This window comes from Elusimicrobiota bacterium, from assembly GCA_026388095.1.
GTDB lineage: Bacteria > Elusimicrobiota > Elusimicrobia > UBA1565 > UBA9628 > UBA9628.
Genome location: JAPLKL010000012.1, coordinates 1 through 24,164, shown reverse-complemented (window position 1 = coordinate 24,164; position 24,164 = coordinate 1). Strand labels below are relative to the sequence as shown.

Genomic DNA, 24,164 nt, shown 5'->3' with positions numbered 1-24,164 from the left:
AATAGGCGAGGTCTCCGCTAGAATCCTTATTCTCGCATGATGAGACACCTGCGCCGAGCTCTCTGCCTGCTGCTCTTGCTGCCCGCCTGCGCCCGGGCCATCCCCCCGGAGATGGACCGCCAGCTGCAGAACGCGCTCGACCTCCTTTATTCCATGAAGTGGAGCGAGGCCGACGCCGCGGTGCGCGGCGTCATCGCCCTGGAGCCGGACCATCCTTACGGCCACTTCGGCTTGGCCGCGGTCTCCATGATCCAGTACATCTACGGAGCCGAGCAGGCCGACCCGGCCCTGCTGGCCACCTTCGCCAAGCGGACCGATGACGCCATCGTCAAGGGCACGGCCTGGGTCAAGAAGCATCCCCGGGACGCGGAGGGCTTCATGGCCCTGGGCGCGGCCTACGGGGTCTCGGCGCGCCTGCTCGCCGTGCGCCACCAATGGCTCAAGGCCTATTGGCATGGCCGTACCGCGGTCGCGCACCTCAAGAAGGCCGCCCTGCTGGATCCATCCATGGGCGACCCCTGGCTGGGCCTGGGCATGTACGACTATTATTCGGACGCCTACCCGCGCTTCGTGCGCGTGTTGGCCAAGCTCTTCCTGCGCGGCAACCGCGAGCGCGGCATCGACGAGCTCAAGCGCTCGGCCCGGAGCGGGACCTTCAGCCAGGTCGTCTCCAAGATGATCCTGTGCGAGATATTGCTCGAGGACCAGTGGGGCCTGCGCGACCCGTCCGAAGCCACCCGGCTCAGCGCCGAGGTGCGCCAGCGCTACCCGGACTCGGCCATGGTCCAGGACATCGATTTCGTGGCGAACTACGAGGCCGGCCGCTACCCCGAGGTCCTGGCCGACGTGGACGGGTTCCTGGAGCGGGCGCGCAGCGGCGAATATGACTCCCTGCAACTGGCCAAGGCTCTGGTGATCCAGGGCACCACGCTCTGGGCCGCGGGTCGCCGCCAGGAGGCTCTCACGGCCCTGCGCGCCGCCCAAGATATCCGCATCGACGGCAAGATCACGCGCTGGGGCGTCTGGGCCGAGATCCGCGCCGGCAACCTCCTCGACCTCATGGGCCGGCGCCCGGAGGCCGTGGAGCTCTACAAGGCGGCGGCTGCCGAGCCCGACCTGTGGGACCTGAGGCAGTTCGCCAGAGCCGGCCTGCGCGCTCCCTGGAAAGACGGCTACCCGGGGCATATCTCGCCCTTCGGCGCGTAATTGATATACTGACTGCGATGGCCAAGCCCTGGACGACCGACGACAGCGCCAAGCTCTACAACCTCGACGGCTGGAGCCTCAAGTACTTCGACATCAACAGCGAGGGCAACCTCATCGTCCATCCCCGGCGCAGCGCCGAGCTCTCCATCGACGTCAAGAAGGTCGTCGACGACGTCATCGCGCGCGGCATCCGGCTGCCGGTCCTGTTCCGCTTCCAGGACATCCTGCGCCACCGTGTGACGCTCTTGAACGAGAGCTTCCGCAAGGCCATCGAGGACCATAAGTACAAGGGCCGCTATTACGGCGTCTACCCGATCAAGGTCAACCAGCTCTGCGAGGTGGTCGAGGAGATCCTTGACGCCGGCCAGCCCTACCAATACGGACTCGAAGCCGGCAGTAAAGGAGAGCTCCTCGCCGTCCTGGCCATGAACGGCCCGGAGTCCTTGACCATCCTCAACGGCTACAAGGACGAGTCCATGATGCGCCTGGCCTTGCTGGGCGTGAAGCTCGGCAAGAAGGTCATCGTGGTCATCGAGAAGCCCAGCGAGATCGCTCTGCTGCTCAAGGCCTCGCGGGATACGGGGGTCAGGCCTTTGATCGGCCTGCGCTCGAAACTGCAGACGCAGGGCACCGGCCGCTGGAAGTACTCGGCGGGCCACACCTCCAAGTTCGGCCTGTCCTCTCCGGAACTGCTGGGCGCGGTGGAGGCCTTCGCCGCGGCCGGGATGGGCGACTGCGTCAAGCTCCTGCATTTCCACATCGGCTCCCAGGTCTCGGACATCCAGGTCATCAAGGACGCGGTCAAGGAAGGCGCGCGCGTCTACGCGAAGCTCCGCAAGAAGAAGCTCGACATCGAGTATCTCGACTGCGGCGGCGGCCTGGGCGTCGACTACGACGGCTCGCACACGGCCGTGGACAGCTCCACCAACTACACCCCGCGCGAGTACGTCAACGGCCTGGTCTACACCATCAAGGAGGTCTGCAAGCAGGAGAAGGTCCCGGAGCCCAACATCGTGACCGAGTCCGGGCGCTCCATCGTGGCGCACCATTCCCTGATGGTGGTCGACGCGGTGGGCATCATCGATTCCGGGGCCACGCCCGTGGAGCTGCCTCAGACGGAGAAGGAGGCCGAGCCGGTCACGGAGATGCGCCTGACCTTGAAGGAGCTCAACCCCAAGAACCTGGCCGAGAGCTACCACGACGCGGTCCAGCGCCGGGAAGAGGCCTTCTCCATGTTCAAGCTGGGCTATCTGGAGCTGGAGGACAAGGCCAAGGTGGAGAACCTCTTCTGGCTGATCTGCCGGGAGATCGACAAGCACCTGCCCAAGGCCAAGTACATCTCGGAAGACATCCTGGACATGATCAAGACCGTGCGCTCCCAATATCTGTGCAATTTCTCGGTCTTCCAGTCTTTGCCGGATTCCTGGGCCATCGGCCAGCTCTTCCCCATCATGCCCCTGCACCGCCTGCAGGAGGAGCCGGACCAGCGCGCGGCCTTGGTCGACATCACCTGCGACTCCGACGGCAAGATCATCCAGTTCGCCTGCCACCGCAAGACCGGCGGGGCCCTGCCCCTGCATCCCTTGCGCAACGGCGAGCCTTACTACCTGGGGTTCTTCCTCATGGGCGCCTACCAGGCGACCATGGGCGACATCCACAACCTCTTCGGCCGCGTCAACGAGGTGCACGTCTTCGAGGACGCCGACGAGCCGGGCGGCTATTACCTGGAAGAGGTCGTGCACGGCCAGACGGTCAAGGACGTGCTCACCAGCGTGCAGTACCTCGACGCGGAGCTCATCAAGCTGATGAAGGACCAGATAGAGAACCTGGTCAAGGCCGGGACCATCAAGCCGCGCGAGGGCGTGGACTACCTCGACCAGTACGAGGCGGCCATGGAGCACTACACCTACATCGACCGCAACGCCATGCGGGTCGTCGAGGAGCCTCCCCCGGCGGCCGAGAAGGAGAAGCCGGCCCAGGCTCAAGCTCAGCCTCCTGCCCCCGCCTCGGCCCCGGCCAAGCCGGCCTAGCAGGCTGCTGACAAACCCGCCAGAGATCTCCGCTCGCATGCCGTATACACACTGTGTCCGGACACAGTGTGTATACGGTCCAAAAAACGAACTGGCGAGCCGAAGGCTCGCCAGTCGCGCCGAAGGCCTGGCGAAAAGGAGAACGCCGTGTCGCCAGGTCCCTGCCCCCGTTTTCCTTACGGGCAGGGGCGCCATCCTTCGTTCGACCTATCGGATGGGTCCTGCCGCCGCGCTTCCGTGCGCTATTGCCGCACGGCACCTGCCCGCCTTCCTTACGGGCAGGTGCGCGCGTCGGTTGCGCCCGGCACCTGCGGTATCGGAAGTCCCGCAGGTACCGGCCGGACGGATTTCCTTACGGCCGGCAAACGGCCGCCGGGCGCTCGCAGAACGGACTTTATCAGCAGCCTGCAAGCCTGGGCCTTTGGACCTAGGCTTGCGGGGGCCCTCCGGCCTTTGTCCGCGGGCCTTTGGGCCCCTATATGCATAGTATGCGCCTGTGGTCCTTGATGCTGGTCTTGGGGCTTCCCATGGCCGTTCGGAGCGCGGACATCCCCGCTCCGGACCCGGGCGTGGTCATCAGGGTCGGGGAGAAGGAGATGAGGTCGGCGACCCTGGAAGAGGGCCGCGGCGAGCAGGACGTGAAGGATTTCGAGTCGTTCCTCCTGGTCAACATGGCGCGGCGGGGGGTCTGCCTCGACAAGCTGGGCCCCGCGTTCTACGAGCGCCTGCGCCGCATCCTGAGCCGGACCGCGGAGGAGAACCCCACCCGGTTCCGCTACTTCGTCCTGGCGGCGCCTCAGTTCGATGACGGCCAGGTCACGGACGTGTTCGTCGTGCTCCGCGACGCGCCGGAGAGCTTCTCCCGCTTCGTGGAGGCGCAGGTGCGCTTCTTCACCCCGCGGAGCGCGGCGGCCTCGGCGCCGGGCGCTCCGGAGGATCAGCCGGCCCTGCGCGAGGAGCACATCTCCGAAGCGGCGATCCGGGAGTACAAACGCTATCAGGCGCACTGCCCGATCCTGTGGGTCTCGGACGGGAGCTCGGGCGAGCCCCCGGCGCAGTGCGGCTACCGGATGTTCGACCTGCAGGCGGCCTTTGCCCGGGTCATGGGCGACAACTTCGCCAACCCGCCTCGGTAAGTCCTCAGCCGGCCTCCGGCATTATGGTAACATGCTCGTACCATGGCCCGGTATTCCGTCCTGGCCTTCCTGGGGGCCTTCCTCCTGTTCCAGGTCGAGCTGATCAGCGGCCAGCTCGTGCTGCCGATCTACGGCGGGGGCTACCAGATCTGGACGACCTGCCTGCTCTTCTTCCAGGGCCTGCTGTTCCTCGGCTACCTCTACGCCTACTTCATCCCCCGGCGGATATCATCCGAGCGCTTCGTCAGGCTGCATCTCAGCCTGCTGGCGTTGTCGGCCGTGGTCATGCCTTGGCGCTTCCCCCGGCACGCCTGGACCGGACAGCCGGCAGCCGACATGCTGTTCAGGCTGGCCATCTTCCTGGGCCTGCCCTTCCTGCTCCTCTCGGCGACCTCGACCATGGCCCAGGCGCTCTACGCGCAGACCCCTGAAAGCAAGTGCCGCAGCCCCTACTCCATCTACGGCTGGTCCAATCTGGGCTCGGTGCTCGGCTTGCTTTCCTATCCCTTGGTCTTGGAGCCGGCTTTCAATCTGAAGACCATCTATCTGCTTTGGCGCCTGCTCTTCGTGGCCTACATCGCCGCGTTCCTGCCCCTTCTGAGACAGAAGTATCAGAGACTGCCGGAGGCGGCTGGACCTTTCGACGACATCAAGCCGTCCCAGGCCGCCTTCCTCTGGTTCCTCCTGCCGGCCACCACCTCGGCGGCCCTGATCACGGCCACCAATTACGTCAACACCATGACCTCCCCCATGCCCCTGACTTGGATGGTCCCGCTGCTCATCTACCTGCTCTCTTTCGCCGCCTATTTCCTGGAGACCCCCCATAAAAAGCACATCCTGGGCTCGGCGTTCCTGCTGGCGGCGGCGGCGGCTCTCTATTTGGCGAAGGCTCCCCATGTGACCGCGAGCCTTATGATCGTCTGCATGTCGAACCTGGCCCTCATGCTCGGCTGCTTGTTCCTGCACCGGGAGCTCTATGGCATCAAGCCCGGGCACGGCCTCCTCTCCCGATACTATCTTTACATCGCCGCCGGCGGGCTCTGCGGCACCGCCGTGATCTGCCTGGGCCTTCCCATCCTGGCGCGGCATGTCTTCGCGCGATATGCGGACATCGACGCGGTCCTCATCATGTTCGCGGCCTGCGCGCTGCTCCTGTTCTTCGTGCGCAGGCTCGCGGGCGGCAGGAAATACGCCGCCGCCGCGGCCATAGTGCTCATAGGCGTCCTCATCTCCAATCGCCCGGTCCCGGGCCCCAAGACCGTCGAGGCCCTGCGCAATTTCTACGGCGTCTATCATGTGAAGGACGATCTGGCCCGCGGGATGCGCATCATGAGCCACGGAGCCACGCCCCACGGGATGCAGTACCTCGCCGAGGGCAAGAGGAGCACGCCGCTGCTCTATTATGGAGCCAATTCCCCGGTCCGCGACGTTTTCGCGATCAGCGCGGCCGCCCGCGATGTGGCGCTCGTGGGCTTGGGCGCGGGAGACCTGCTGCCCTACGCCCGCCCGGGCAGCCGGTGGAGCATCTATGAGCTCGACCCGGACGTCATAGAGCTGGCGCGCAAGCACTTCACTTTCCTGGCCGACAGCCAGGCGGAGCTCCGGTATCTGGTCGGGGACGCCCGCATGACCCTCGCCAAAGAGCCGCCCCTGAGCCTGGACCTGATCCTGTTGGACGCGTTCAACGGCGCCAATATCCCGTTCCATCTCCTGACTTCGGAGGCCATGCAGCTGTACCGGGCCAAGCTCAAAGACGGCGGCATGCTGGTCATCCATTGCTCCAGCAATTATTTCTTCCTTCCGCCCGTGCTGGCGGCCGACACCCAGGCCCTCGGGATGGCGGGCTTCGCCAAGGATTCCGACCCCGCGGCGGAGGGCGGCGACAGCCCCTACCTGCATGGCTCGCAGTGGTTCGCCGCGACGTCGGACGAAAGCTTGGCCGCGAAGCTGCGCAGCGCCGGCTGGTCCCCGTTGCGGGCCGACCCGAGCCGGGCCTGGAGCGACGGCTACAAGAACGTCTTCAGGGCCATGCGCTTCCAGTGACCTGGCCCGTCACGACAGGTAGCCGAACTCCTTCAGCGACCGGGGGTCCTTGCGCCAGTTCTTGCGCACCTTGACCCAGACCTCCAGGTCCGCGGGCCGGCCCAGGAAGTCGACGATGCCCTGCAGGGCCTGGTCCTGCAGCTGGCGCAGAGCCTTGCCGCCCTTGCCGATGATGATCCCCTTCTGGGTGTCGCGCTCCACGTAGAGCGTCGCGTTGATCTGGTCCGGCGCGTCCGGGACTTCGCGAAATTGTTCGATGACCACGGCCGTGGCATGAGGGATCTCCTCGCCGTAGAGGTCGAAGACGGCTTCGCGCACGATCTCCGCCGCGAAGAAGCGCTCGTAGCGGTCCGTGTACTGGCCCGGCTCGTAGAACGGCGGGGACACGGGCAGCAGCTCCACGATCTTCTTGAGCAGGTCCGCGACGCCGTCTTTCTTGAGCGCGGAGATCTTGAATGCGGCCGTAGGCTTGAGAGCCTCCGCGTAGGCCTGCAGGACCCGGTCCTGAGCGCCGGCCGGGGCCGGCAGGTCGGCCTTGTTGAGGACCAGGAGGAAGGGCTTGCCGCCCCGGTTCAGGGCCGCCAGCTCGCGCAGCAGGTCCTCGGACGGCATCGCCGGCTCGACGACGAGCACCATGATGTCCGGGTCCTCGTGGGCCGCGCCCATGGCCTGGCGGCGCAGGCAGTTCTGGAGCGGATCCTTGGGGTTCTCGATGAGGCCGGGGGTGTCGACCAGGCAGGCCTGGAAACCGTCCCCGTCGAGGATGCCCAGGATGCGGTGGCGCGTGGTCTGCGGCTTGGGCGAGACGATGGAGAGCTTGGATTTCAGCAGGGCGTTGAGGAGGGTGGACTTGCCCGCGTTGGGCCGCCCCAGCAGCACGACGAAGCCGGCCTTGGACTCCTTGTCGGTCACGAGGGAATGATATCATATGCCCATGAACAGGGAAGAGCGGATACTGCAGTGGGCCGTGGAGGCCGGACTCCTCAAGCGCGTCAAGCGCACCGGTTGGTGGTGCTCCGGGGTCAAGGATCCCGAGAGCGTCGCCGAGCACTCCCACCGCATGTCGCTTCTGGCCTTCTACATCGCGGGCGAGGAGGGCGCGGACCCTTACAAAGCGGCATCCCTGGGCTTGTTCCACGACCTGCCCGAGGCGCGCATAGGCGACGCCCATGCCGTGGTCAAGCGCTATTGGAAGAATCTCTCCGCTGATGAAGCCCGCGCCCGGGACGAACAGAACGCCTGCCTGCCTGAAGGCCGCGGCCGCGCGCGCATCGAGGCGCTGGGTCGCGAGTGGAGCGCGGGCCGCAGCCCCGAGGCCAGGGCCGCTCGGGACGCCGACTATCTGGAATGCGCGATCCAGGCTTTGGAGTATTTCTGGCAGGAGAAGACGGTCGCGCGCGAGTGGGTCGAGTCCAACGTCAGGCGGCTCCAGACCAAGACCGGCAAGAGGCTTGGACAGGCCCTCAAGCGCGTGTTCGCTAGAGGGAAGTGGGAGGGACTACGCACCTGGTGGAAGACCATCTACCAGCGCTGACACTAATTCGCGGAGAGGGGGAGTGATATGAGAAAGTCGATATGGCTGGTCACGCTGGCGCTGGGCGCGTCCTGGGCGGGCGCGGCCGAGGTCTATGACATCGACCCGGCCCATTCCACGGTGGGCTTCAAGATCAAGCACCTGGGCATCACCACGGTCCCCGGCAAGTTCGCCAAATTCAAGGGAACGGTCACGCTGGACAAGCACGAGTCCGCCGCGGCCCGCGTGGAAGCGGTCATCGATGCAGCCAGCATCGACACCGGCATCGAGGCCCGAGACAAGCACCTCAAGAGCCCGGACTTCTTCGACGTCGGGAAGTATCCGGAACTCAAGTTCGTGAGCACCAGGATCTCCAAGATGAAGGGCGACAAGTTCGTCATGGAGGGCGAGCTCACCATGCACGGCGTGACCAAGCCGGTCAAGCTCGACGCGGTCTTCGGCGGCGAGGTCAACGACCCCTGGGGCGGGCACCGCGCGGCCTGCTCCGCCACGGGGAGCCTCAATCGCAAGGACTTCGGCCTGGCCTGGAACAAGGTCATGGAAGCCGGCGGCCTGATGGTCGGAGAGCAGGTCCAACTCGCCATCGAGGTCGAGGGCATCCTGCGCGCCGAGAAGCCCAAGGAGCCGGCCCAGGCCAAGCCCTGATCCGCTAGAGCAGGGCTTCCAGCGTCCGGATCACGGCGCCCTGCTCTCGCTCGCTCATCGCGTTGTACATCGGCAGGCGCAGCAGCCTCCCGCTGGCCGATTCCGCCACCGGGAACTGGCCCGGCCGATAGCCGAAGCGGCGTCCCATCTTCGAGAGGTGAAGGGGGACGTAATGGAAGATGGCCAGGATCCCTCGCTTCTGCAGCCCCGCCATGACCCGGTCCCGGTCGCGTTCGTCCTCCAGGAGGATGTGGAAGAGGTGGTATGACGAGCGGCTGCCGGCCGGGATCGACGGCAGTTGCAGCCGCCCGCTGGCCTGGTGCCGGGACAGGGCCCGGCGGTAGGTGTCGAAAAGCCTCCGGCGGGTCTTGAGCACGGAGGACAGTCTCTCCAGTTGGGCCAGCAGATATGCGGCCTGGAGTTCCGAGGGGACATAAGACGAGCCCACGTCCACCCAGGAGTATTTGTCGACCATCCCGCGCAGGAACTGCGCGCGGTCGGTCCCCTTCTGGCGCATGATCTCGGCGCGCTCGACGAGGCTGGGCTCGGTGATGACCAGCGCTCCCCCTTCGCCGCAGGCGCAGTTCTTGGTCTCGTGGAAGCTCAGAGCGTTGAGCGACCCCCAGGCCGCCGCGGGGCGGCCGGCGCAGGAGGCGCCCAAAGCCTGGGCTGCGTCCTCAACGACGGCGAGGCCGCGGCGGCTCGCCCAACGGCAGATGAGGTCCATCCGGCAGGGGACGCCCGCGTAGTGCACGGGACAGACGGCCCGGCTGCGGGGCGAGAGCGCACCTTCCAGGAGCCTCTCATCCATGTTCAGGGTGTCAGGCCGGATGTCGACAAGACGGGGGACCGCCCCACGGAGGACGAAGGCGTTGGCAGTGGAGGGGAAGGTGAAGGTGGGAAGGATCACCTCGTCTCCGCGCTTCAGGTCCAGCAGGAGCCCCGCCAGCTCCAGAGCATGGGTGCAGGAGGGCGTCAATAGGACCCGGCGCGCGCCCAGCCGGTCCTCAAGGAGCCGGGAACACCGCCCGGTGTAGTAGCCGTCGCCGGAGAGCTGGCCGCGCCGGACCGCGTCGCGGATGTAGCGGAATTCGCGGCCCAGCACTGCGGGCTTGTTGAAGGGGACCTTCATCGGTCGAACCACTTGTGGAAGGTGTGGACGAAGCGCAGCGGCTCGAAGCCGCAGCGGATCCAGCATCTCTGCGAGCGCAGGTTCGTGACCTGGGTCGAGATGATCATGCGCCGCGCTCTCCGGCCCGCGCAGAAAGCGACGCCGTCGCGCATCAGGGTCTGCCCTACCCCCTGGCGCCCGAGCCGGGGGCAGACCGCGAAGAGGACCCCTTCGGCTTCCTGCGGGCTGTTGAAGCGGATGGAAAGGAACCCGGCGACATGTCCGTTGCGCTCGGCCACCCGCACGCAGCGCTCGCCGCGATGATGCGCCCGGGCTTCACGATAAGCCCAGTCCGCATAGACCTCGTCGCAGGCGCGCCGGGGCAGGCGCCCATCGCATCGGTAGTGGCCCGGGTAGCCGCGGAAAGCCCGGCGCGCGAGCTCGCGGACCGGCCTTTCCTCGCCCCTGCGCAGGGGGCGCACCTCGATGGACGGCTCGGGGACCCCGTCGAGCCCGCCCGGCAGAAGCCGCTGATAATAGACGAGGGTGTCCGCCAGGCGGAACCCCTGCGCCTCGAGCGTCCGCGCCGCATCGAGGTCATCGGCCGAGCAGCGCGCGATGCAGAATTCGACTCCCTTGTCCCTACAGAACGAGCTCAGCCGAGGCCACTGCGCGGAGTTGAAGTCAGCCGCCTTCGCGGTCCTGACGCCGAAGCGCTTCTGGTCCAAGGGTGAGAGGACTGCGGGACTGCCGCCAGCCGCGCGCTTCCTCATCGCAGCGTGGGAGGCTCGGGCCCGCGCGGCACGTATGCAGGCTGATCCATGGTGCGCGCGTAGATGCGCGCGAGGTACTCGCCGATGATGCCGATGCAGAGGAGCTGGGCGCCGGAGAAGATCGCGATGATGCAGGCCAGGAACGGGAAGCCCGGGACGCTGCCGTGATTGATCCAGTACCGGCCGATCACGTAGCCCAGCACGCAGACCCCGAATCCTGAGAGGAGCAGGCCCAGCGCGGTGGTGACCCGCAGCGGCCAGGTGCTGAAGCCCAACAGCATGTTGGCGGCGTGGGTCATGAGCTTGAAGAAGGTGTATTGCGAGGTGCCGTGGCGGCGCGGCTCGTGCGCCACGGCTACCGTCGTGAAGCGGGTCGTCCCCCAGGTCAGCAGCACGTCGATGGATAAGCGCGAACCCGCAAAGTGGGAAAAAGCGTCCCGCAGAGGAGTCCGGAAGACGCGGAAGGCGCTGACGCTGCCGGCGACCTCGGCTCCCATGGCGTGCTGGAGGGTCCATTTGGTCATCAGCGAGGCGGCATTCCTCCAGCCGGAATGTGTCTCCCGGGCCGGTGTGCCGTAGACCACGTCGCAGCCTTCCTTCAGCCGCGACAACAGCTTGGGGATCTCTTCCGGAGGGTTCTGCAGGTCGTCGTCGATCGTCACGGTGGTGCCGTACCGCGCGGAGCGGATCCCGCACAGGAGCGCATTGTGCTGCCCGTAGTTGCGCATCAGCGGGATGGCGCGTATGGCGGGGTGCCGCCGGGCCAGGTCCTGTAGGACCGAGCCGCTCCGGTCCTGACTGCCGTCGTCGACGAAGATCACCTCGTGCGCGGAAGAGAGTCCTGCGAGGACGGCCAGGAGCCGCCGAGCGAGCTCCGGCAGCGACGTCTCGCTGTTGTAGACGGGGACGACCACGGAGATTCCGTCCGGCTGGTCGGGGGAGGTGGGTTCCATGGGAATCTCGCGCGGGGCTGAGGATCGGAACGCCTATTATACCCTAACCCGGCCTACCAGGAACCATGAGGCTCCCCAGGACAGGCTCTCTCCGGAACTGATGCGCCGCAGCTCTCTGCGCAGGCAGGGACCCAGCGTCCAGGAAACCAAGGGCCCGGGGACGTGCTCCCGCCCCGGGGCGCCGGGTCGGCGGCTCAGCCCGAGCCGGTAGGGGGCTGCCCGGAACAGAAGGATGGGAAGCACGAGCATCCGGAAGAAGCCGGTGAGGAATTCGACCTCGAAACCGGCCGCGGTCAGGGTCTCGCGCAGGCTGCGGGCCGTGTACCTTCGGCAATGGCGGGCCTCGTCGTCCTCGCCGCTCCACAGCGTCCCGTAGGCGGGGACGGTGATGTAGACCCGTCCCCCGGGGGCCAGGACGCGTCGGCTCTCGGCCAGGAGCGGCGCCGGGTCGGGAAGATGCTCGACCACGTCGAAACAGGCGAGCCCGCCCAGGCTGCCGGGCCGCAGGGAGAGGGCCGGCAGAGTCCCCTGGATGACGCGGCCCACGCCCCGCCGGAGCGCCTGCAGGCAGCCTTGGCGTCCGGGCTCCAGCAGCACCACGGCGTCGCTGAGCGTCTGGAGAAGGGCGCTCTGCAGGCCGTTGCCTCCGCCCACGTCGATGAGCGTCCCGCTCCATGGCAAGCGGCGCATGACCGCCAGGATGACCTGGTTGCGGTGCCGGAACCAGAAGCTCTTTTCCTCGAGCTGACTCATGCGCGCGTTGCCATCCTGCGGATAGCGGATATCCTCCGCAGTGGCGACGGTCCATATCCCTTCCGCATCCCGGCGCGCCGCCAGGCCGCAGCGCGGGCAGCCGGGCGCTCCGGCTGCGGCGGGGGAGTCCGCGCCGCATACGGGGCAGCCGGCAAGGTGGTCCATAGGAAGGCATCCTCGCATTTTCCGCCGCCCCACGACAACACCGGGCGAAGATGGTATGATACGGCCCGGAGATGCCCCGCCAGCCCCACGAAGGATCCCGCCCCGCGCTGCTTCCCATCGCCGCCTTGACGGTCCTCGGGCTGGGCTTCTTCCAAGCGCTGTGGCTGGGCCGGGGCATCGTCTATTCTCCCCGCTCCGACATCATCGCCTACCTGGTCGGGACCAAGTCCGTCTTCCAGAAGGCCCTCTCCGAGGAGGGGTCTTTGGCTCTGTGGAATCCGGCCGTGAACTGCGGGACGCCCGCCTTCGCCGCGCCCGCCGCGATGGCGACGTTCCCGACCCATTGGTTCTATCTCTTCTTGCCCGTCGCAAGGGCCACCAACCTCATGATTCTGGCCACCGTGCTGGCCGCGGGCCTGGCCATGTATCTCCTGACTCTGCGGCTCTTCCATGAGAGCAGCGTGGCTTTCTTCTGCGCCGCCGGCTACATGTTCTGCCATCGCTGCCTGCAGATGATCGACGCCGGCTGGTTCGCGGTCCTGAGCCTCTACGCCCTGACTCCGCTCCTGTTCTGGTCGCTGGACCGCCTCCTGGAGAGGCCCGGGGGGCGCCGGATCGCGGCGTCGGCAGCCGTCTTCGCGCTGTGCCTGATGACGGGCTATGCCCAGGGGGCCTATTATCTCATCCTCGCTTCCGCGCTCTTCGCGGCCTGCCGGTTGCGGCCTATGGCCGGAGCCGCGAGGTGGAGGGCTCTGGGGAGTCTGGCTGCGGCGGGAGCCATCGGCCTGCTGATCGCGGCGCCGGACCTCCTGCCGCGCCTGGAGTTCGTCTCGCTGAGCACGCGCCTGAACTTCGATCCTTCGTTCGCAGTCCGTGGGATGCCCACTTGGTCGGATATCGGGACGCTGCTCGACCCTTACCGGAGCAGCGGTCCGGAGGGCTGGGAGAGGAGCCTCTACTTCGGCCTTTGGCTGCTGCCCGCCTGCGTCCTGGCCTTCTGGAAGGACGGGAGGCGCAGCCTGGCTTTTGCGGCGGTCTGCCTGGCGTTGCCCGTCTTCTGCTTCGACGGACCGGCACTGCGGCTCGCCTACGCCGTGGTCCCCGGCTTCAAGCTCTTCCGGCTCCATTCGCGCCTGCTCCTCTTGGAGCAGTTCGCCCTCGTCGTCCTGGCAGGCCGGGGGCTGATGACGCTCTGCGCTTCGGACGGGGGAAGATCGCGGCGGGGCTTCGGCCTGACCTGCGGCGCGGCCGCTCTCTTGGGCTTCGGGTTCGCGGCGGCCTGGAAGAGCGGCTCTCTGGCCGTGTCCGCGGGCGGGCTGGCGCTGGCGGCGGCCCTGGCGCTGACGCCCGCGCTGCCCGGCCCGGCCCTCGTCGCCTCTTTGGGGATGCTGCCGCTCCTGGACAACGCCTGGCGGATGATTCCGGTCGCCGTTCCCCTGGCCGATATCTTTCCGCAGCAAGCCTTCTACGCTCCGCTGCGGCGGGCCGCGGGGCATGGCCGGGTCGCGGCCATCGGCCGCCGCGCCATCCCTTATGGGGCCGCCGGCTATCTGGGCATCGACATGGCCAACGGCTACGAGCCGCTCAACCTCAAGCATTTCCAGGACTACTTCTCGGTGCTCAAGTACGGGGATGCGCGCCGCGCGCCGCGATGGCCTGTGGTGTGGACCGACTTGGAATCTATCGCTAAGCCGGACTTGCTCAGAGCCCTGGACATCGAGGCCATCGTGGCCAACGGGCCGGTCGCTTTGGAGGGGATCGGCTATGCGCCTGCCGGCGAGTCCCAGGGCGTCCCGGTCTTCGATTTCTACCAGGGAATGACGCGCCTGCCTGTGCGGGTCTGGCGGGACACGCGGCCGCTGGGGCCCGCTTACTTCGCCACCGCGGTCCGGAGGGTCGCCGGCGACACGGAGTCTCTGGCGGCGGTTGCCGCGTCCGGTTCGGCGCGGGAAGCCTATGTCGCGGACCTGCCGCCGCAGGACCTCGAACTCTCCGGCGGCGTGGCGCGGCTGGCGCGCCGCGGCTACGACCGGTATTGGTACGATGTGGACAGCCGCGGCCGCAACTTCCTGATCCTCAGCCAGATCTGGTATCCGGGCTGGCGGGCCTGGCTCGACGGCCGCGAGACTCCGCTCTATCGGACCAACCATGCCCTCGTCGGCTGCCTGATGCCGCCGGGGCGGCACACCCTGCGCCTGGAACTGACCGCGCCGCGGCTGCGGCTGGGCTTGGCCTTGGCCAGCCTGGGCGCCGCCGGGGTGGCCCTGCTGGCCTGGTAGCTCGTACGCGCGCACTGTTCGCGCGCACTTGCGCGCGAGACGCATATTTGGGAGAATCTGCCGGACGTCCATTCCAAGGAGGCCTCCAAGATGGGAATAGTCTCGATGCCGGTCCTCATCATCATCGTCGTGGCCCTGATGTCCATCAAGATCATCACGGAGTATGACCGCATGGTCGTCTTCGTCCTCGGCCGCCTCTGGAAGGTGAGCGGCCCCGGGCCGATCATCGTGGTCCCGGGCATCATGAGCGCCCAGCGCGTGAGCTTGCGCACCGTGACGCTCGATGTGCCGCCGCAGGACGTCATCACGCGGGACAACGTCTCGATCAAGGTCAATGCCGTGGTCTATTTCCGGGTCATGGACCCGGAGAAGGCCGTCATCCAGATCGAGAATTATCTTTATGCGACTTCCCAGATCGCCCAGACCACGCTGCGCAGCGTGCTGGGCAAGCTGGACATGGAAGCGCTCCTGGCCCAGCGCGACCAGATCAACGCCGAGCTCCAGAAAATCCTCGACGCCCATACCGAGCCCTGGGGCGTCAAGGTGAGCACGGTCGAGATCAAGAATGTCGATTTCGCTCCGGAGATGCTGCGCGCCATGGCCAAGCAGGCCGAGGCCGAGCGCGAGCGCCGGGCCAAGATCATCCACGCGGAAGGCGAACTGCAGGCGTCCGAGAAGCTCGGCCAGGCCGCGGCGGTGCTCTCTCAGAACCCGGCCGCGATCCAGCTGCGCTATCTGCAGACCCTGTCCGAGATAGCCGTGGACAAGAACACCACGACCATATTCCCGGTCCCGATCGACGTGATCTCGATGTTCATCAAGAAGAACTAGCGAGGACCAGGTTGGCAGAAGCAGGCCCGCTGGGTCTTTACGTCCATCTCCCGTTCTGCTCGGGGAAGTGCGGATACTGCGACTTCACCTCCTTCCCCGGGCGGAGCGCCGACATCCCGCGCTACCTCGCGGCGCTGGAGGCCGAAGCGGCGCTCCGGGGCCCTCTGCCGGACCTTGAGACTCTCTACGTGGGCGGCGGCACGCCCTCGGAGCTCGGCGCCGGGCAGATCGAGGAGCTTTTCGCCCGCCTGCCCAAGGGGCGCTACCGGGAAGTGACGTTCGAGGCCAACCCGGAGAGCCTCGATCGCGACAAGCTGGCGGCTTTGCGGCGGGCGGGAGTGACCCGTCTGAGCCTGGGTCTGCAATCCCTCGACGACCGGGTCTTGCAGGCGGCGGGCCGGCGTCATTCGGCCCAGGACTGCCTGCGGGCCTTCGCGCTGGCCCGTCAGGCCGGCGATTGGTCGCTGTCCGTGGACCTCATCTGCGGCCTGCCCGGGCAGAGCGCGGCCGTGTTCCGAGAGGACCTCGACCGGGCCCTGGCCCTGGGGCCGGACCATCTCTCGCTGTATGGGCTCGATGTCCATGAAGAGACTCCGTTGGGACGCTCCGGGTTCATGCCCGACGAGGATTCCGGCCGCGAACTGCTCGAGGCCGCCATCGGCCGCATCGCGGCGGCGGGGCTCTGCCACTATGAGATCTCCAACTTCGCCAAGCCCGGTCACGAGTCGCGCCACAACCTGAACTACTGGGCGGGGGGAGAGTACGTCGGCCTGGGCTGCGCGGCGGCCTCGCATCTGGGCGGAGTGCGCAGCCGCAATAGCTCCGACCTCGACGAGTACTGCCGCACGGTCGAGGCCGGAGCGCGGCCCGTGGCGGAGAGCGAGACCTTGGCGGGCAAGGACAAGCTCGGCGAACGGGTGTTCCTGGGCTTGCGCCGCGTCGCGGGCTTGCCTCTTGAGCCGGACATGGAAAGCCAGTTCCGCCGCGAGTGGGAGGACCTGGAGCGCCGGGGGCTGGTGACCCGGCACGGAGGCCGGGCGCGGCTCACGCGGGAAGGCCTGTTCCTGGCCAATGAGGCCTTCGCGGAGTTCGTCGCCCCCTTCAAGGAGCGCACATGAAAACCTTCGTGCTCGACACCAACGTCATCCTCCATGACCCCCTGGCCATGTTCGCTTTCCAGGGCGCGCGCGTGGTCATCCCCCTGCCCGTCATCGAGGAGCTCGATACCTTCAAGCGCAACAACGACGAGCGCGGCCGGTCGGCGCGGCTGGTCGCGCGCCAGCTCGACGAGCTGCGCAAGAAAGGCAAGCTCTCCGACTGGGTCCCGCTCGAGCACGGCGGCCAGCTCAAGGTCGAGATGCAGGTCTCCGAAGGCCTGCCCCGGTCCTTCTCCCAGCACACCAAGGACAACGAGATCCTGTCCTGCGCGCAATACCTCAGGAAGCAGGGCGAGAACGTGGTCTTCATCTCCAAGGACATCAACCTGCGCATCAAGGCCGAGGCCCTGGGCCTGGAGGCGCAGGACTATGAGAAGTCCAAGGTGGACGTGGACGTGCTCTACTCCGGCTGGCGCGAGGTGGCCGCGGACGCCGGGGTCATCGACCGGTTCTACAAGGAGAAGAAGGCCGTGCTGCCGGGCGTGGAGTTCAAGCCCAACGAGTTCGCGGTCTTGAAGAGCGCCTCAGGCGGCTCCCAGAGCGCCCTGGCGCGCTTCGACGTGAAGGCCGCGGCCTTGGTGCCGCTGGCCAAGGGCGATACGGCGCCCTGGGGCATCAAGCCCCTCAACACCGAGCAGCGCTTCGCCATCGAGCTCCTGCTCAACAAGGACATCCAGCTGGTGACCTTGGTCGGGGTCCCGGGCTCGGGCAAGACCTTGATGTCCTTGGCCGCGGGCCTGCAGCAGACGCTGGAGGACAAGTACTACCGGCGCATCCTGGTGGGCCGGCCCGTGGTCGCGGTCGGGCACGACATCGGGTTCCTGCCCGGGACCAAGCAGGAGAAGCTCACCAACTGGATGGGGGCCATCTACGACAACCTGAGCTTCCTGCTGGAGCGGCCCAAGGGGTCCTTGGAGACCACCGACATGGACATCCAGATGCTGCTGGAGGACGGGACCGTGGAGATCGAGGCCGTCACCTACCTGCGCGGCCGCAGCCTGCCCAACCTCTACATCATCATCGACGACGCCCAGAACCTCACCCCCCACGAGGTCAAGACCATCATCTCCCGCGCGGGCAAGGGCGCCAAGATCATCCTGACCGGCGACCCTTATCAGATCGACAACTACTACCTCGACGCATCCTCCAACGGCCTGACCTACCTGGTGGAGCGGTTCAAGGGGCAGGCGCTCTTCGGGCACGTGACCTTCACCAAGAGCGAGAGGAGCCCCCTGGCCGCCTTGGCCTCGGACCTGCTATGACCATGGAACAGAAGAAGAAAAAGATCCTCATCATCGACGATGAGGACATGGTGCGCGAGACCGTGACCCTCGCCCTGGGCCACGCGGGGTTCGACGCCGAGGGGCTCGGGGACTCCGCGCAGGCCTTCGACGCCATCAAGAAAGGCCAGCCGGACCTGGTCCTCCTCGACCTCTACATGCCCGAGGTCTCCGGCTTCGACCTCTGCCGCCGGCTCAAGGCCGATCCCGCGACCCAGGCCATCCCCATCGTGATGTTCACCGGCTCCAACGAGACCGTAGACGTCATCAGCGGCATCTCGGCCGGGGCTTTCGAGTACATCACCAAGCCGATCGACGGCGAGGCTCTCATCGCCAAGATCCGAGCCTTGCTCGGCGGGCCGCAGCCCCCGAAGGAGAAGCCCTGATGCTCGACAAGGTCTACACCTCCAGGCCGGTGGAGGACAAGTGGAGCGCGAGCTGGCGCGCCGCCGACCTCTTCCACTGCGAGCCCGGCTCAGGGGAGAGGCCTTTTGTGATGGTCATCCCGCCGCCCAACGTGACCGGCGCCTTGCACGTCGGCCACGCCCTGGACAACACGCTGCAGGACATCTTCGCCCGCTACCAGCGCCTGCTGGGCCGGCCCGTGTGCTGGATCCCGGGCACGGACCACGGCGGCATCGCGACGCAGAGCGTCATGGAGAAGCAGCTCAAGGCGGAGAAGCTGACCCGGCAGATGCTGGGGCGCGAGAAGTTCCTGGCCCGGATGCAGGCCTGGACCAAGCAGTGCAAGAACACCATTTTGGGCCAGCTGGAGCGCCTGGGCTGCGCCCTGGACTGGCGCCGCGAGGCCTTCACCATGGACGCGGACCGGGCCGACGCCGTGCACGAGGCCTTCAAGGTCCTCTGGGAGAAGGGCTTGGTCTACCGCGGCGAGCGCATGGTCAACTGGTGCGTGCGCTGCGGCACGGCGCTTTCCGACATCGAGGTGGAGTTCGAGGAGCGCAAGGGCCATCTCTGGCATATCCATTATCCGGCCGCGGACGGCGGCCGCGGCACGGTGGTGGCCACCACCCGGCCGGAGACCATGCTGGGCGACACGGCCGTGGCGGTCAACCCCAAGGACCCGCGCTATCAGGGCTTGATCGGCAAGTCCTTGCGCCTGCCCCTGGCGGGCCGCGAGATCCGGGTCGTGGGCGACGAGTACGTGGACTCCGAGTTCGGCACCGGGGCGCTCAAGGTCACCCCGGCGCACGACCCCAACGACTTCGAGATCGGCCAGCGGCACAAGCTGGCCTCGGTGGCCGTGATCTCGCCGGACGGCCACATGACCGCGGCCGCGGGCGCGGCCTACGCGGGGCTCTCCCGGGAGGCGGCGCGCGAGAAGGTGGTCGAGGACCTCAAGGCCGCCGGGGCATTGGAGAAGGTCGCGGACTACCCGCACAGCGTGGGGGTGTGCTACCGCTGCAACCAGCCCATCGAGCCCATGCTCTCCTGGCAATGGTTCGTGCGCATGGAGGAGCTGGCCAAGCCCGCCGCCGTGGCCCTGGATTCGGGCCGGTTCCGGCTCTACCCGGAGTCCTGGGCCAAGCCTTACCGCGAGTGGCTCTCCAAGCTCAAGGACTGGTGCATCTCGCGCCAGATCTGGTGGGGCCACCGCATCCCGGTGTGGTACTGCGTCAAGTGCCACGGCGAGCGCATCAAGACCGACTTCCACCAGGTCGCGGGCGCGCGGGGCGTGCTCCGCGCCGAGGCGCCCGAGTCCTGTCAGGTCTGCGGCGGCGCCGAGTTCGTCCAGGACCCGGACGTCCTGGATACGTGGTTCTCCTCGGCCCTGTGGCCCTTCTCCGTGTTCCGCTGGCCCGGCCGCACGCCGGAACTGAAGTTCTTCTACCCGACCTCGCTGCTGGTCACGGGCTACGAGATCATCTACCTGTGGGTGGCGCGCATGCAGATGATGGGCCTGGCGCTGACGGGAGAGGTGCCCTTCCCGGAGAGCCTCATCCACGGCATCGTGCGCGACAAGCACGGCAAGAAGATGTCCAAGTCCCTAGGCAACGTGGTGGATCCCCTGGTCATGATGGACAAATACGGGACCGACGCCTTCCGCTTCTCGTTGGTCATCCAGGCCCATCCGGGCCGGGACATCCCCTTCGCGGAGAGCTCGATCACCGGCTCGCGCAACTTCGCCAACAAGCTGTGGAACTCCACTCGTTTCGTGCTCATGAACCTGCCGGCTCCCAAGGCCTATGCCCTCTCGGCCCTGGACCGCGGGCGTCTGGAGCTCTGCGACCGGTGGATCCTCGCCGAGTACCAGGCCGCGCTGTCCCAGGCGCGTCAGAAGCTCGACGCTTATGACCCCGCCGCCGCGGCCGACGCTCTCTACGGCTTCCTGTGGGACAAGTTCTGCGATTGGTACGTGGAGCTGGCCAAGATCCGGCTGCAGGGGCAGGACCAGCCGGCCCAGGAGGCCGCGCGCACGGTGCTCGTGGAGGTGCTCAGCGGCACCTTGCGCATGCTGCATCCGTTCATGCCTTTCATCACGGAGGAGCTCTACGAGTCGCTCAAGCCCTTCAACGGGGGCCAGGCGGCTTTCATCGTGCAAGCGGGCGCGCCGGAGCTCCCCGGCGACTGGTCGGACGCCGAGGCCTGCGGCGAGATGGGCTCCGTGATGGAGGTGGTGGCGGCGTTGCGCTCCCTGCGCGCCCAGCTCAACGTCCCTCCGGGCCTCAAGATCGACGTGGTCAGCGCCGGCGGCTCGGCCGATGTCCGCGAGCTGCTCGCCAAGCGGGCCGCCTATCTCACGGCCTTGGCGCATCTGCGCGACATCCGGCATTCCCGGGAGGGCGCTCGGCCCGCGCACAGCGCCACGGCCGTCGCCGCGGGCATGAGCTTCTACGTCCCGCTGGAGGGGATCATCGACTTGGCCCAGGAATGCGGGCGGTTGCGCCGGGAGATCGCGAAGACGGAGGCGGATCTGGCCAAGCTCGCGGCCAAGATGGAGAACAAGGATTTCCTGGCTCGCGCCCCGCAGGCCGAGGTGGAGCTGGCGCGCCGGCAGTACGACGCGGCCCGCTCCCGGCTGGATCTTCTGGGAGAGACTCTCAGGATGCTCTCTTGACGACGGCAGGCCTGTTGCTCGCCGCGGCCCTGTGCGGTCCGGCTCTGGGACAAGAGGCTTCCACAGCGACGGTCGCGTCGTCCACGGCCGCGGTGGCGGCCTCCACACCGGTTGTGGTCAGCCCCCCTGCGGCCCCGGAGGAGCCGGTCGTCCCCAGGAGCCGTGTCGTCGTGCATAGGGAGGCCGCGGATTGGGAGCCGGTCTCGGTGCGTCTGCGGCCGGCCGCGGGGGGCCGCAGCTCCTTCGAGGCCAATGTGCGCAAGGTCGGCGGCCGGTACCGGGGCCGCTCATCGGCGGTGAAGGCGGCGGCGCGCGTCTACCCGGCGGGCGAGGACCTCTGGCTGGTGGTGTGCGTCTACCCCGCCGCCCTGCGCCCCCGGAGGATGCATCTGGAGGCGCGGTTCTTCATCCAGGAAGGCTACCTGGAGAAGGTCGAGATCTCCGCGGTTCGCGTGGTGGGGGGGGCTTGGTCCCCCGCGGACGAGAAGGAGGACACATTCACCCTGCGTTCCCAGGGAGTTGATTTCAACGAGCAGATGCCGGGCAGCGCGGAGATCGCGCTGACGGCCATCAACCCGGGCCCCGGGCCGCGCGCTCCCAACGCCGGTGGGGTCCGCCACGCCGCTTTCGGCGGCGAGGACTTGGGCTTCGTGAATTTCTCGTGGTCCGTGACCGGTGTCGCCGGCGAGAAGGCCGCTTCGTCCGGAAAGAAGCCGGCTCCCCGGAGATGATCCCCGACGCGCTGCTGCGCGGCGTCTCGCGCTCCTTCTATCTCTCCCTGCGCGTCCTGCCTGTGGAACTGCGCGCGCAGGTCAGCCTGGCCTACCTGCTGGCCCGGGCCAGCGATACCGTGGCCGACACCAAGGCCGTGCCCAGGCGGCGCCGGCTGGAGCTGCTGCGCGCCATGCGCCAGGGCGATTTCCGTCCGGTCTCGGAACTGGCGAGCGGACAGGCCTTGCCCGCGGAGCGGCTCCTGCTGGAGAGTCTGGACGGCTGCGCCGCGGCGCTGGAGGCCCTCGCGCCCGGCGACCGGGAGCTCATCGGCTCTTTGCTCGACACCATCGTGGCGGGCCAGATCTTCGATCTGGAGCGGTTCCCGGGAGAAAGCGAGCGGGAGCTCTCGGCCCTGTCGGACGACGCCGAGTTGGACCGCTACACCTACCTGGTGGCGGGCTGCGTGGGGGAGTTCTGGACCAGGATGTGCGCGGCGCATCTGCCCGCCTTCGCCGCGCTCGACCAGGCGGAGATGGTCCGCTTGGGGGTGCGCTTCGGCAAGGGGCTGCAGCTCGTCAACGTCCTGCGCGATCTGCCCGGCGACCTGCGCATCGGCCGCTGCTACCTGCCGGCGGCGCAGCCGCGGCGGTTGCTGGATCCGGCGAGCTTCGGCGAGGTTCGCCAGCTCTACGGGCGGTGGCTGGACACGGCGCTGGGCCATCTCGACGCGGGCTGGACCTACGTCCTGCGCCTGCCCCCGCGGCTCTGGCGGCTGCGCCTGGCCTGCATCTGGCCGATCTGGATCGGGCTGGGGACGGTCGCGCTGCTGCGCCGCGCCAACCCGCTGGACCCGTCGCGCCGGGTGATGGTCCCGCAATGGCGGGTCAACCTGTGGCTGGGGCAGTCCGTCCTGTGCGCGCGCAGCGACCGGCTGCTGGGGCTGACTTACAGGCGCCTGCGTGAGCGCGCTACTTGATGATCATGAGCTTGCCTTTCTTCTGGCCGACCCCGGGCTGTTTGACGATGTAGAAATAGACGCCGCTGGCGACGGGGGAGCCTTGCTCGTTGGCCACCGGCGCCCAGGCGATCCGGTCGGAGTTGTCCGACTTGTTGAGGGTCTTGACCAGGTGCCCGGAGAGCGTGTAGATCGTGATTATGACCTCGGGGGGCAAGGACGAGAACACGATCTGGGTGTGGCCCTGGGAGGGGATGAAGGGCGTGGGGAAGGGGTGCGAGGCGCTCGTGTCGGATTTCGCCAGCGTCACCGCGGCCAGGACTCCGGGCCAGATCTTGAGGTTGCCGCCGCTCATGGGCGTGATGAATTTGCCCATCAAGTAGGTGAGATGTATGCCTGCGGTGGTGGAGCTGCTGACGTCGGAGCCCCACATGCGGCCCCCGCCGGAGCTGATCGCGGACTCGGCCATGCAGAGGCCGGAGGCGGCGGGCAGGCCCTGCGTGCAGGTGGCCTGGCCCCAGGCCGGGCGCGCCGCGGCCGCGGCAACGGCGAGGAACGCTGCGAGCAAGAGCGCCTGTCTCATGGCCTGGCCTCCGCCAAGGGCTTCATGGCATCACCATTCATAATCACTGTAACTGCCCGCCGCGCACGTCGGCGACATCACCGGCGGCCGTGCCGGTCGAGACGGCGATCTTCACCGGGACGCAGCTGTTGCAGAAGTACATCTGTCCCGTGGGGGTGCCCGGGACTAGGGTGGCCTTTAGGTAGCTCAGAGAGTACGAGATGAGTCTCAGGGACGTGCCTGAGATGCGAACGCCTGTGATCGGCACGTTCGTCTGATCGTACTGCTTGTAGGATACGGTCTCCTGGAGATCGGACACGAAGGCGCCGCCTGCCGGCGCGCCGGCGCCGTTGCCCTTGAGCACGCCGGTCAGGGCCGAGGTGGCTACGATGCTGGAGCCGGCCATGTAGAACAAGGCCCCCGGGGCCGCGCCGGCGTTGGTCGCGTTCATCCCACCGCTCGATAAGGAGACGTACGGTGTCGACGCGAGGGTGTTGGCATCCGACCAATAGGCGATCTGGTTCGCCGTGCCGGTCATGGCAGAGGGCTAGGCGAGGTAATTCGCCGTGCCGGTCAAGGCAGAGGGCGCGCCGGCGCCGTTGCCCTTGAGCACGCCGGTCAGGGCCGAGGTGGCTACGATGCTGGAGGCGGCCATGTAGAACAAGCCCCCCTGGCCCGCGCCGGAGTTGTCCGCGTTCGTCCCGCCGTTCGATAAAGAGACCTTCGTCGTCGGCGTCGGCGCGACGGTGTAGTTATCCGACCAATAGGCAAGGTAATTCGGCGTGCCGGTCAAGGCAGAGGGCGCGCCGTTGCCGTTGCCCTTGAGCACGCCGGTCAGGGGCGAGGTGGCTACGATGCTGGAGGTGGCCATGTAGAACAAGCCCCCCTGGCCCGCGCCGGAGTTGTCCGCGTTCGTCCCGCCGCTCGATAAGGAGACCTTCGTCGTCGGCACCGCCGC

The 24,164-nt window shown here is 67.5% G+C and carries 22 protein-coding genes; 14 read left to right on the top strand and 8 right to left on the bottom strand.

Annotated elements, in window-relative coordinates:
• Window positions 1–36: 36 nt before the first annotated feature.
• The 4 genes from NTY77_03020 to NTY77_03005 all read left to right on the top strand — a co-directional run bounded on the left by NTY77_03020 (window position 37) and on the right by NTY77_03005 (window position 6,415).
• Window positions 37–1,206, top strand: a complete 1,170-nt coding sequence (locus NTY77_03020; protein MCX5794455.1) for a hypothetical protein — start codon at window positions 37–39, stop codon at window positions 1,204–1,206.
• Window positions 1,207–1,223: 17 nt separating this feature from the next.
• A complete protein-coding gene (gene speA, locus NTY77_03015; GenBank protein MCX5794454.1) occupies window positions 1,224–3,236 on the top strand; it encodes a biosynthetic arginine decarboxylase in 2,013 nt (670 codons plus the stop codon).
• Between the two features lie 488 nt (window positions 3,237–3,724).
• Window positions 3,725–4,372, top strand: a complete 648-nt coding sequence (locus NTY77_03010) for a hypothetical protein (protein MCX5794453.1) — start codon at window positions 3,725–3,727, stop codon at window positions 4,370–4,372.
• Between the two features lie 42 nt (window positions 4,373–4,414).
• Window positions 4,415–6,415, top strand: a complete 2,001-nt coding sequence (locus tag NTY77_03005) for a fused MFS/spermidine synthase (protein MCX5794452.1) — start codon at window positions 4,415–4,417, stop codon at window positions 6,413–6,415.
• Between the two features lie 9 nt (window positions 6,416–6,424).
• Here NTY77_03005 and era read toward each other — a convergent pair whose 3' ends face one another.
• Window positions 6,425–7,327 (bottom strand): GTPase Era, encoded by a 903-nt coding sequence (gene era, locus NTY77_03000; protein ID MCX5794451.1) that lies wholly within the window; start codon window positions 7,325–7,327, stop codon window positions 6,425–6,427.
• 22 nt (window positions 7,328–7,349) lie between these two features.
• On the opposite strand from era, the gene NTY77_02995 reads away from it, so the two are divergent.
• Both NTY77_02995 and NTY77_02990 read left to right on the top strand, forming a co-directional pair.
• On the top strand, window positions 7,350–7,949 hold the full coding sequence (locus NTY77_02995) for an HD domain-containing protein (protein MCX5794450.1): 600 nt from the start codon (window positions 7,350–7,352) through the stop codon (window positions 7,947–7,949).
• A gap of 27 nt (window positions 7,950–7,976) precedes the next feature.
• Window positions 7,977–8,594 (top strand): YceI family protein, encoded by a 618-nt coding sequence (locus NTY77_02990; protein ID MCX5794449.1) that lies wholly within the window; start codon window positions 7,977–7,979, stop codon window positions 8,592–8,594.
• 4 nt (window positions 8,595–8,598) lie between these two features.
• Here NTY77_02990 and rffA read toward each other — a convergent pair whose 3' ends face one another.
• The 4 genes from rffA to NTY77_02970 are packed head-to-tail and all read right to left on the bottom strand — an operon-like array spanning window position 8,599 to window position 12,349.
• The gene (rffA, locus tag NTY77_02985; protein ID MCX5794448.1) at window positions 8,599–9,726 is read right to left on the bottom strand and encodes a dTDP-4-amino-4,6-dideoxygalactose transaminase; all 1,128 of its coding nucleotides are present in this window, start codon (window positions 9,724–9,726) and stop codon (window positions 8,599–8,601) included.
• On the bottom strand, window positions 9,723–10,478 hold the full coding sequence (locus tag NTY77_02980) for a GNAT family N-acetyltransferase (GenBank protein MCX5794447.1): 756 nt from the start codon (window positions 10,476–10,478) through the stop codon (window positions 9,723–9,725). The genes rffA and NTY77_02980 overlap by 4 nt, the downstream gene beginning before the upstream one ends.
• Window positions 10,475–11,431, bottom strand: coding sequence for a glycosyltransferase family 2 protein (locus NTY77_02975; protein ID MCX5794446.1), 957 nt, complete (start codon window positions 11,429–11,431; stop codon window positions 10,475–10,477). Before NTY77_02975 ends, NTY77_02980 begins: the two co-directional genes overlap by 4 nt.
• Window positions 11,432–11,467: 36 nt before the next feature.
• The gene (locus NTY77_02970; protein MCX5794445.1) at window positions 11,468–12,349 is read right to left on the bottom strand and encodes a class I SAM-dependent methyltransferase; all 882 of its coding nucleotides are present in this window, start codon (window positions 12,347–12,349) and stop codon (window positions 11,468–11,470) included.
• 71 nt (window positions 12,350–12,420) lie between these two features.
• Here NTY77_02970 and NTY77_02965 point away from each other — a divergent pair, with 71 nt between their 5' ends.
• The 8 genes from NTY77_02965 to NTY77_02930 all read left to right on the top strand — a co-directional run bounded on the left by NTY77_02965 (window position 12,421) and on the right by NTY77_02930 (window position 22,665).
• Window positions 12,421–14,628: a hypothetical protein gene (locus NTY77_02965; protein MCX5794444.1), complete on the top strand. Its 2,208-nt coding sequence runs from the start codon at window positions 12,421–12,423 to the stop codon at window positions 14,626–14,628.
• A 90-nt stretch (window positions 14,629–14,718) separates the two neighbouring features.
• Window positions 14,719–15,459: a slipin family protein gene (locus NTY77_02960; protein ID MCX5794443.1), complete on the top strand. Its 741-nt coding sequence runs from the start codon at window positions 14,719–14,721 to the stop codon at window positions 15,457–15,459.
• An 11-nt stretch (window positions 15,460–15,470) separates the two neighbouring features.
• Window positions 15,471–16,577 (top strand): radical SAM family heme chaperone HemW, encoded by a 1,107-nt coding sequence (gene hemW, locus NTY77_02955; GenBank protein MCX5794442.1) that lies wholly within the window; start codon window positions 15,471–15,473, stop codon window positions 16,575–16,577.
• Window positions 16,574–17,878, top strand: a complete 1,305-nt coding sequence (locus NTY77_02950) for a PhoH family protein (GenBank protein ID MCX5794441.1) — start codon at window positions 16,574–16,576, stop codon at window positions 17,876–17,878. Before hemW ends, NTY77_02950 begins: the two co-directional genes overlap by 4 nt.
• A gap of 2 nt (window positions 17,879–17,880) precedes the next feature.
• Window positions 17,881–18,282: a response regulator transcription factor gene (locus NTY77_02945; protein MCX5794440.1), complete on the top strand. Its 402-nt coding sequence runs from the start codon at window positions 17,881–17,883 to the stop codon at window positions 18,280–18,282.
• A complete protein-coding gene (locus NTY77_02940) occupies window positions 18,282–20,975 on the top strand; it encodes a valine--tRNA ligase (GenBank protein MCX5794439.1) in 2,694 nt (897 codons plus the stop codon). Before NTY77_02945 ends, NTY77_02940 begins: the two co-directional genes overlap by 1 nt.
• A complete protein-coding gene (locus NTY77_02935; protein MCX5794438.1) occupies window positions 20,972–21,706 on the top strand; it encodes a hypothetical protein in 735 nt (244 codons plus the stop codon). Before NTY77_02940 ends, NTY77_02935 begins: the two co-directional genes overlap by 4 nt.
• On the top strand, window positions 21,703–22,665 hold the full coding sequence (locus tag NTY77_02930; protein ID MCX5794437.1) for a squalene/phytoene synthase family protein: 963 nt from the start codon (window positions 21,703–21,705) through the stop codon (window positions 22,663–22,665). Before NTY77_02935 ends, NTY77_02930 begins: the two co-directional genes overlap by 4 nt.
• Here the strand turns inward: NTY77_02930 and NTY77_02925 are convergent.
• The 3 genes from NTY77_02925 to NTY77_02915 all read right to left on the bottom strand — a co-directional run.
• A complete protein-coding gene (locus NTY77_02925) occupies window positions 22,658–23,227 on the bottom strand; it encodes a T9SS type A sorting domain-containing protein (GenBank protein MCX5794436.1) in 570 nt (189 codons plus the stop codon). The genes NTY77_02930 and NTY77_02925 overlap by 8 nt on opposite strands.
• A 43-nt stretch (window positions 23,228–23,270) precedes the next feature.
• A complete protein-coding gene (locus tag NTY77_02920; protein ID MCX5794435.1) occupies window positions 23,271–23,657 on the bottom strand; it encodes a hypothetical protein in 387 nt (128 codons plus the stop codon).
• Between the two features lie 96 nt (window positions 23,658–23,753).
• Window positions 23,754–24,164, bottom strand: a 411-nt coding sequence (locus tag NTY77_02915; protein MCX5794434.1) for a hypothetical protein, incomplete at its 5' end; no start/stop codon positions are given.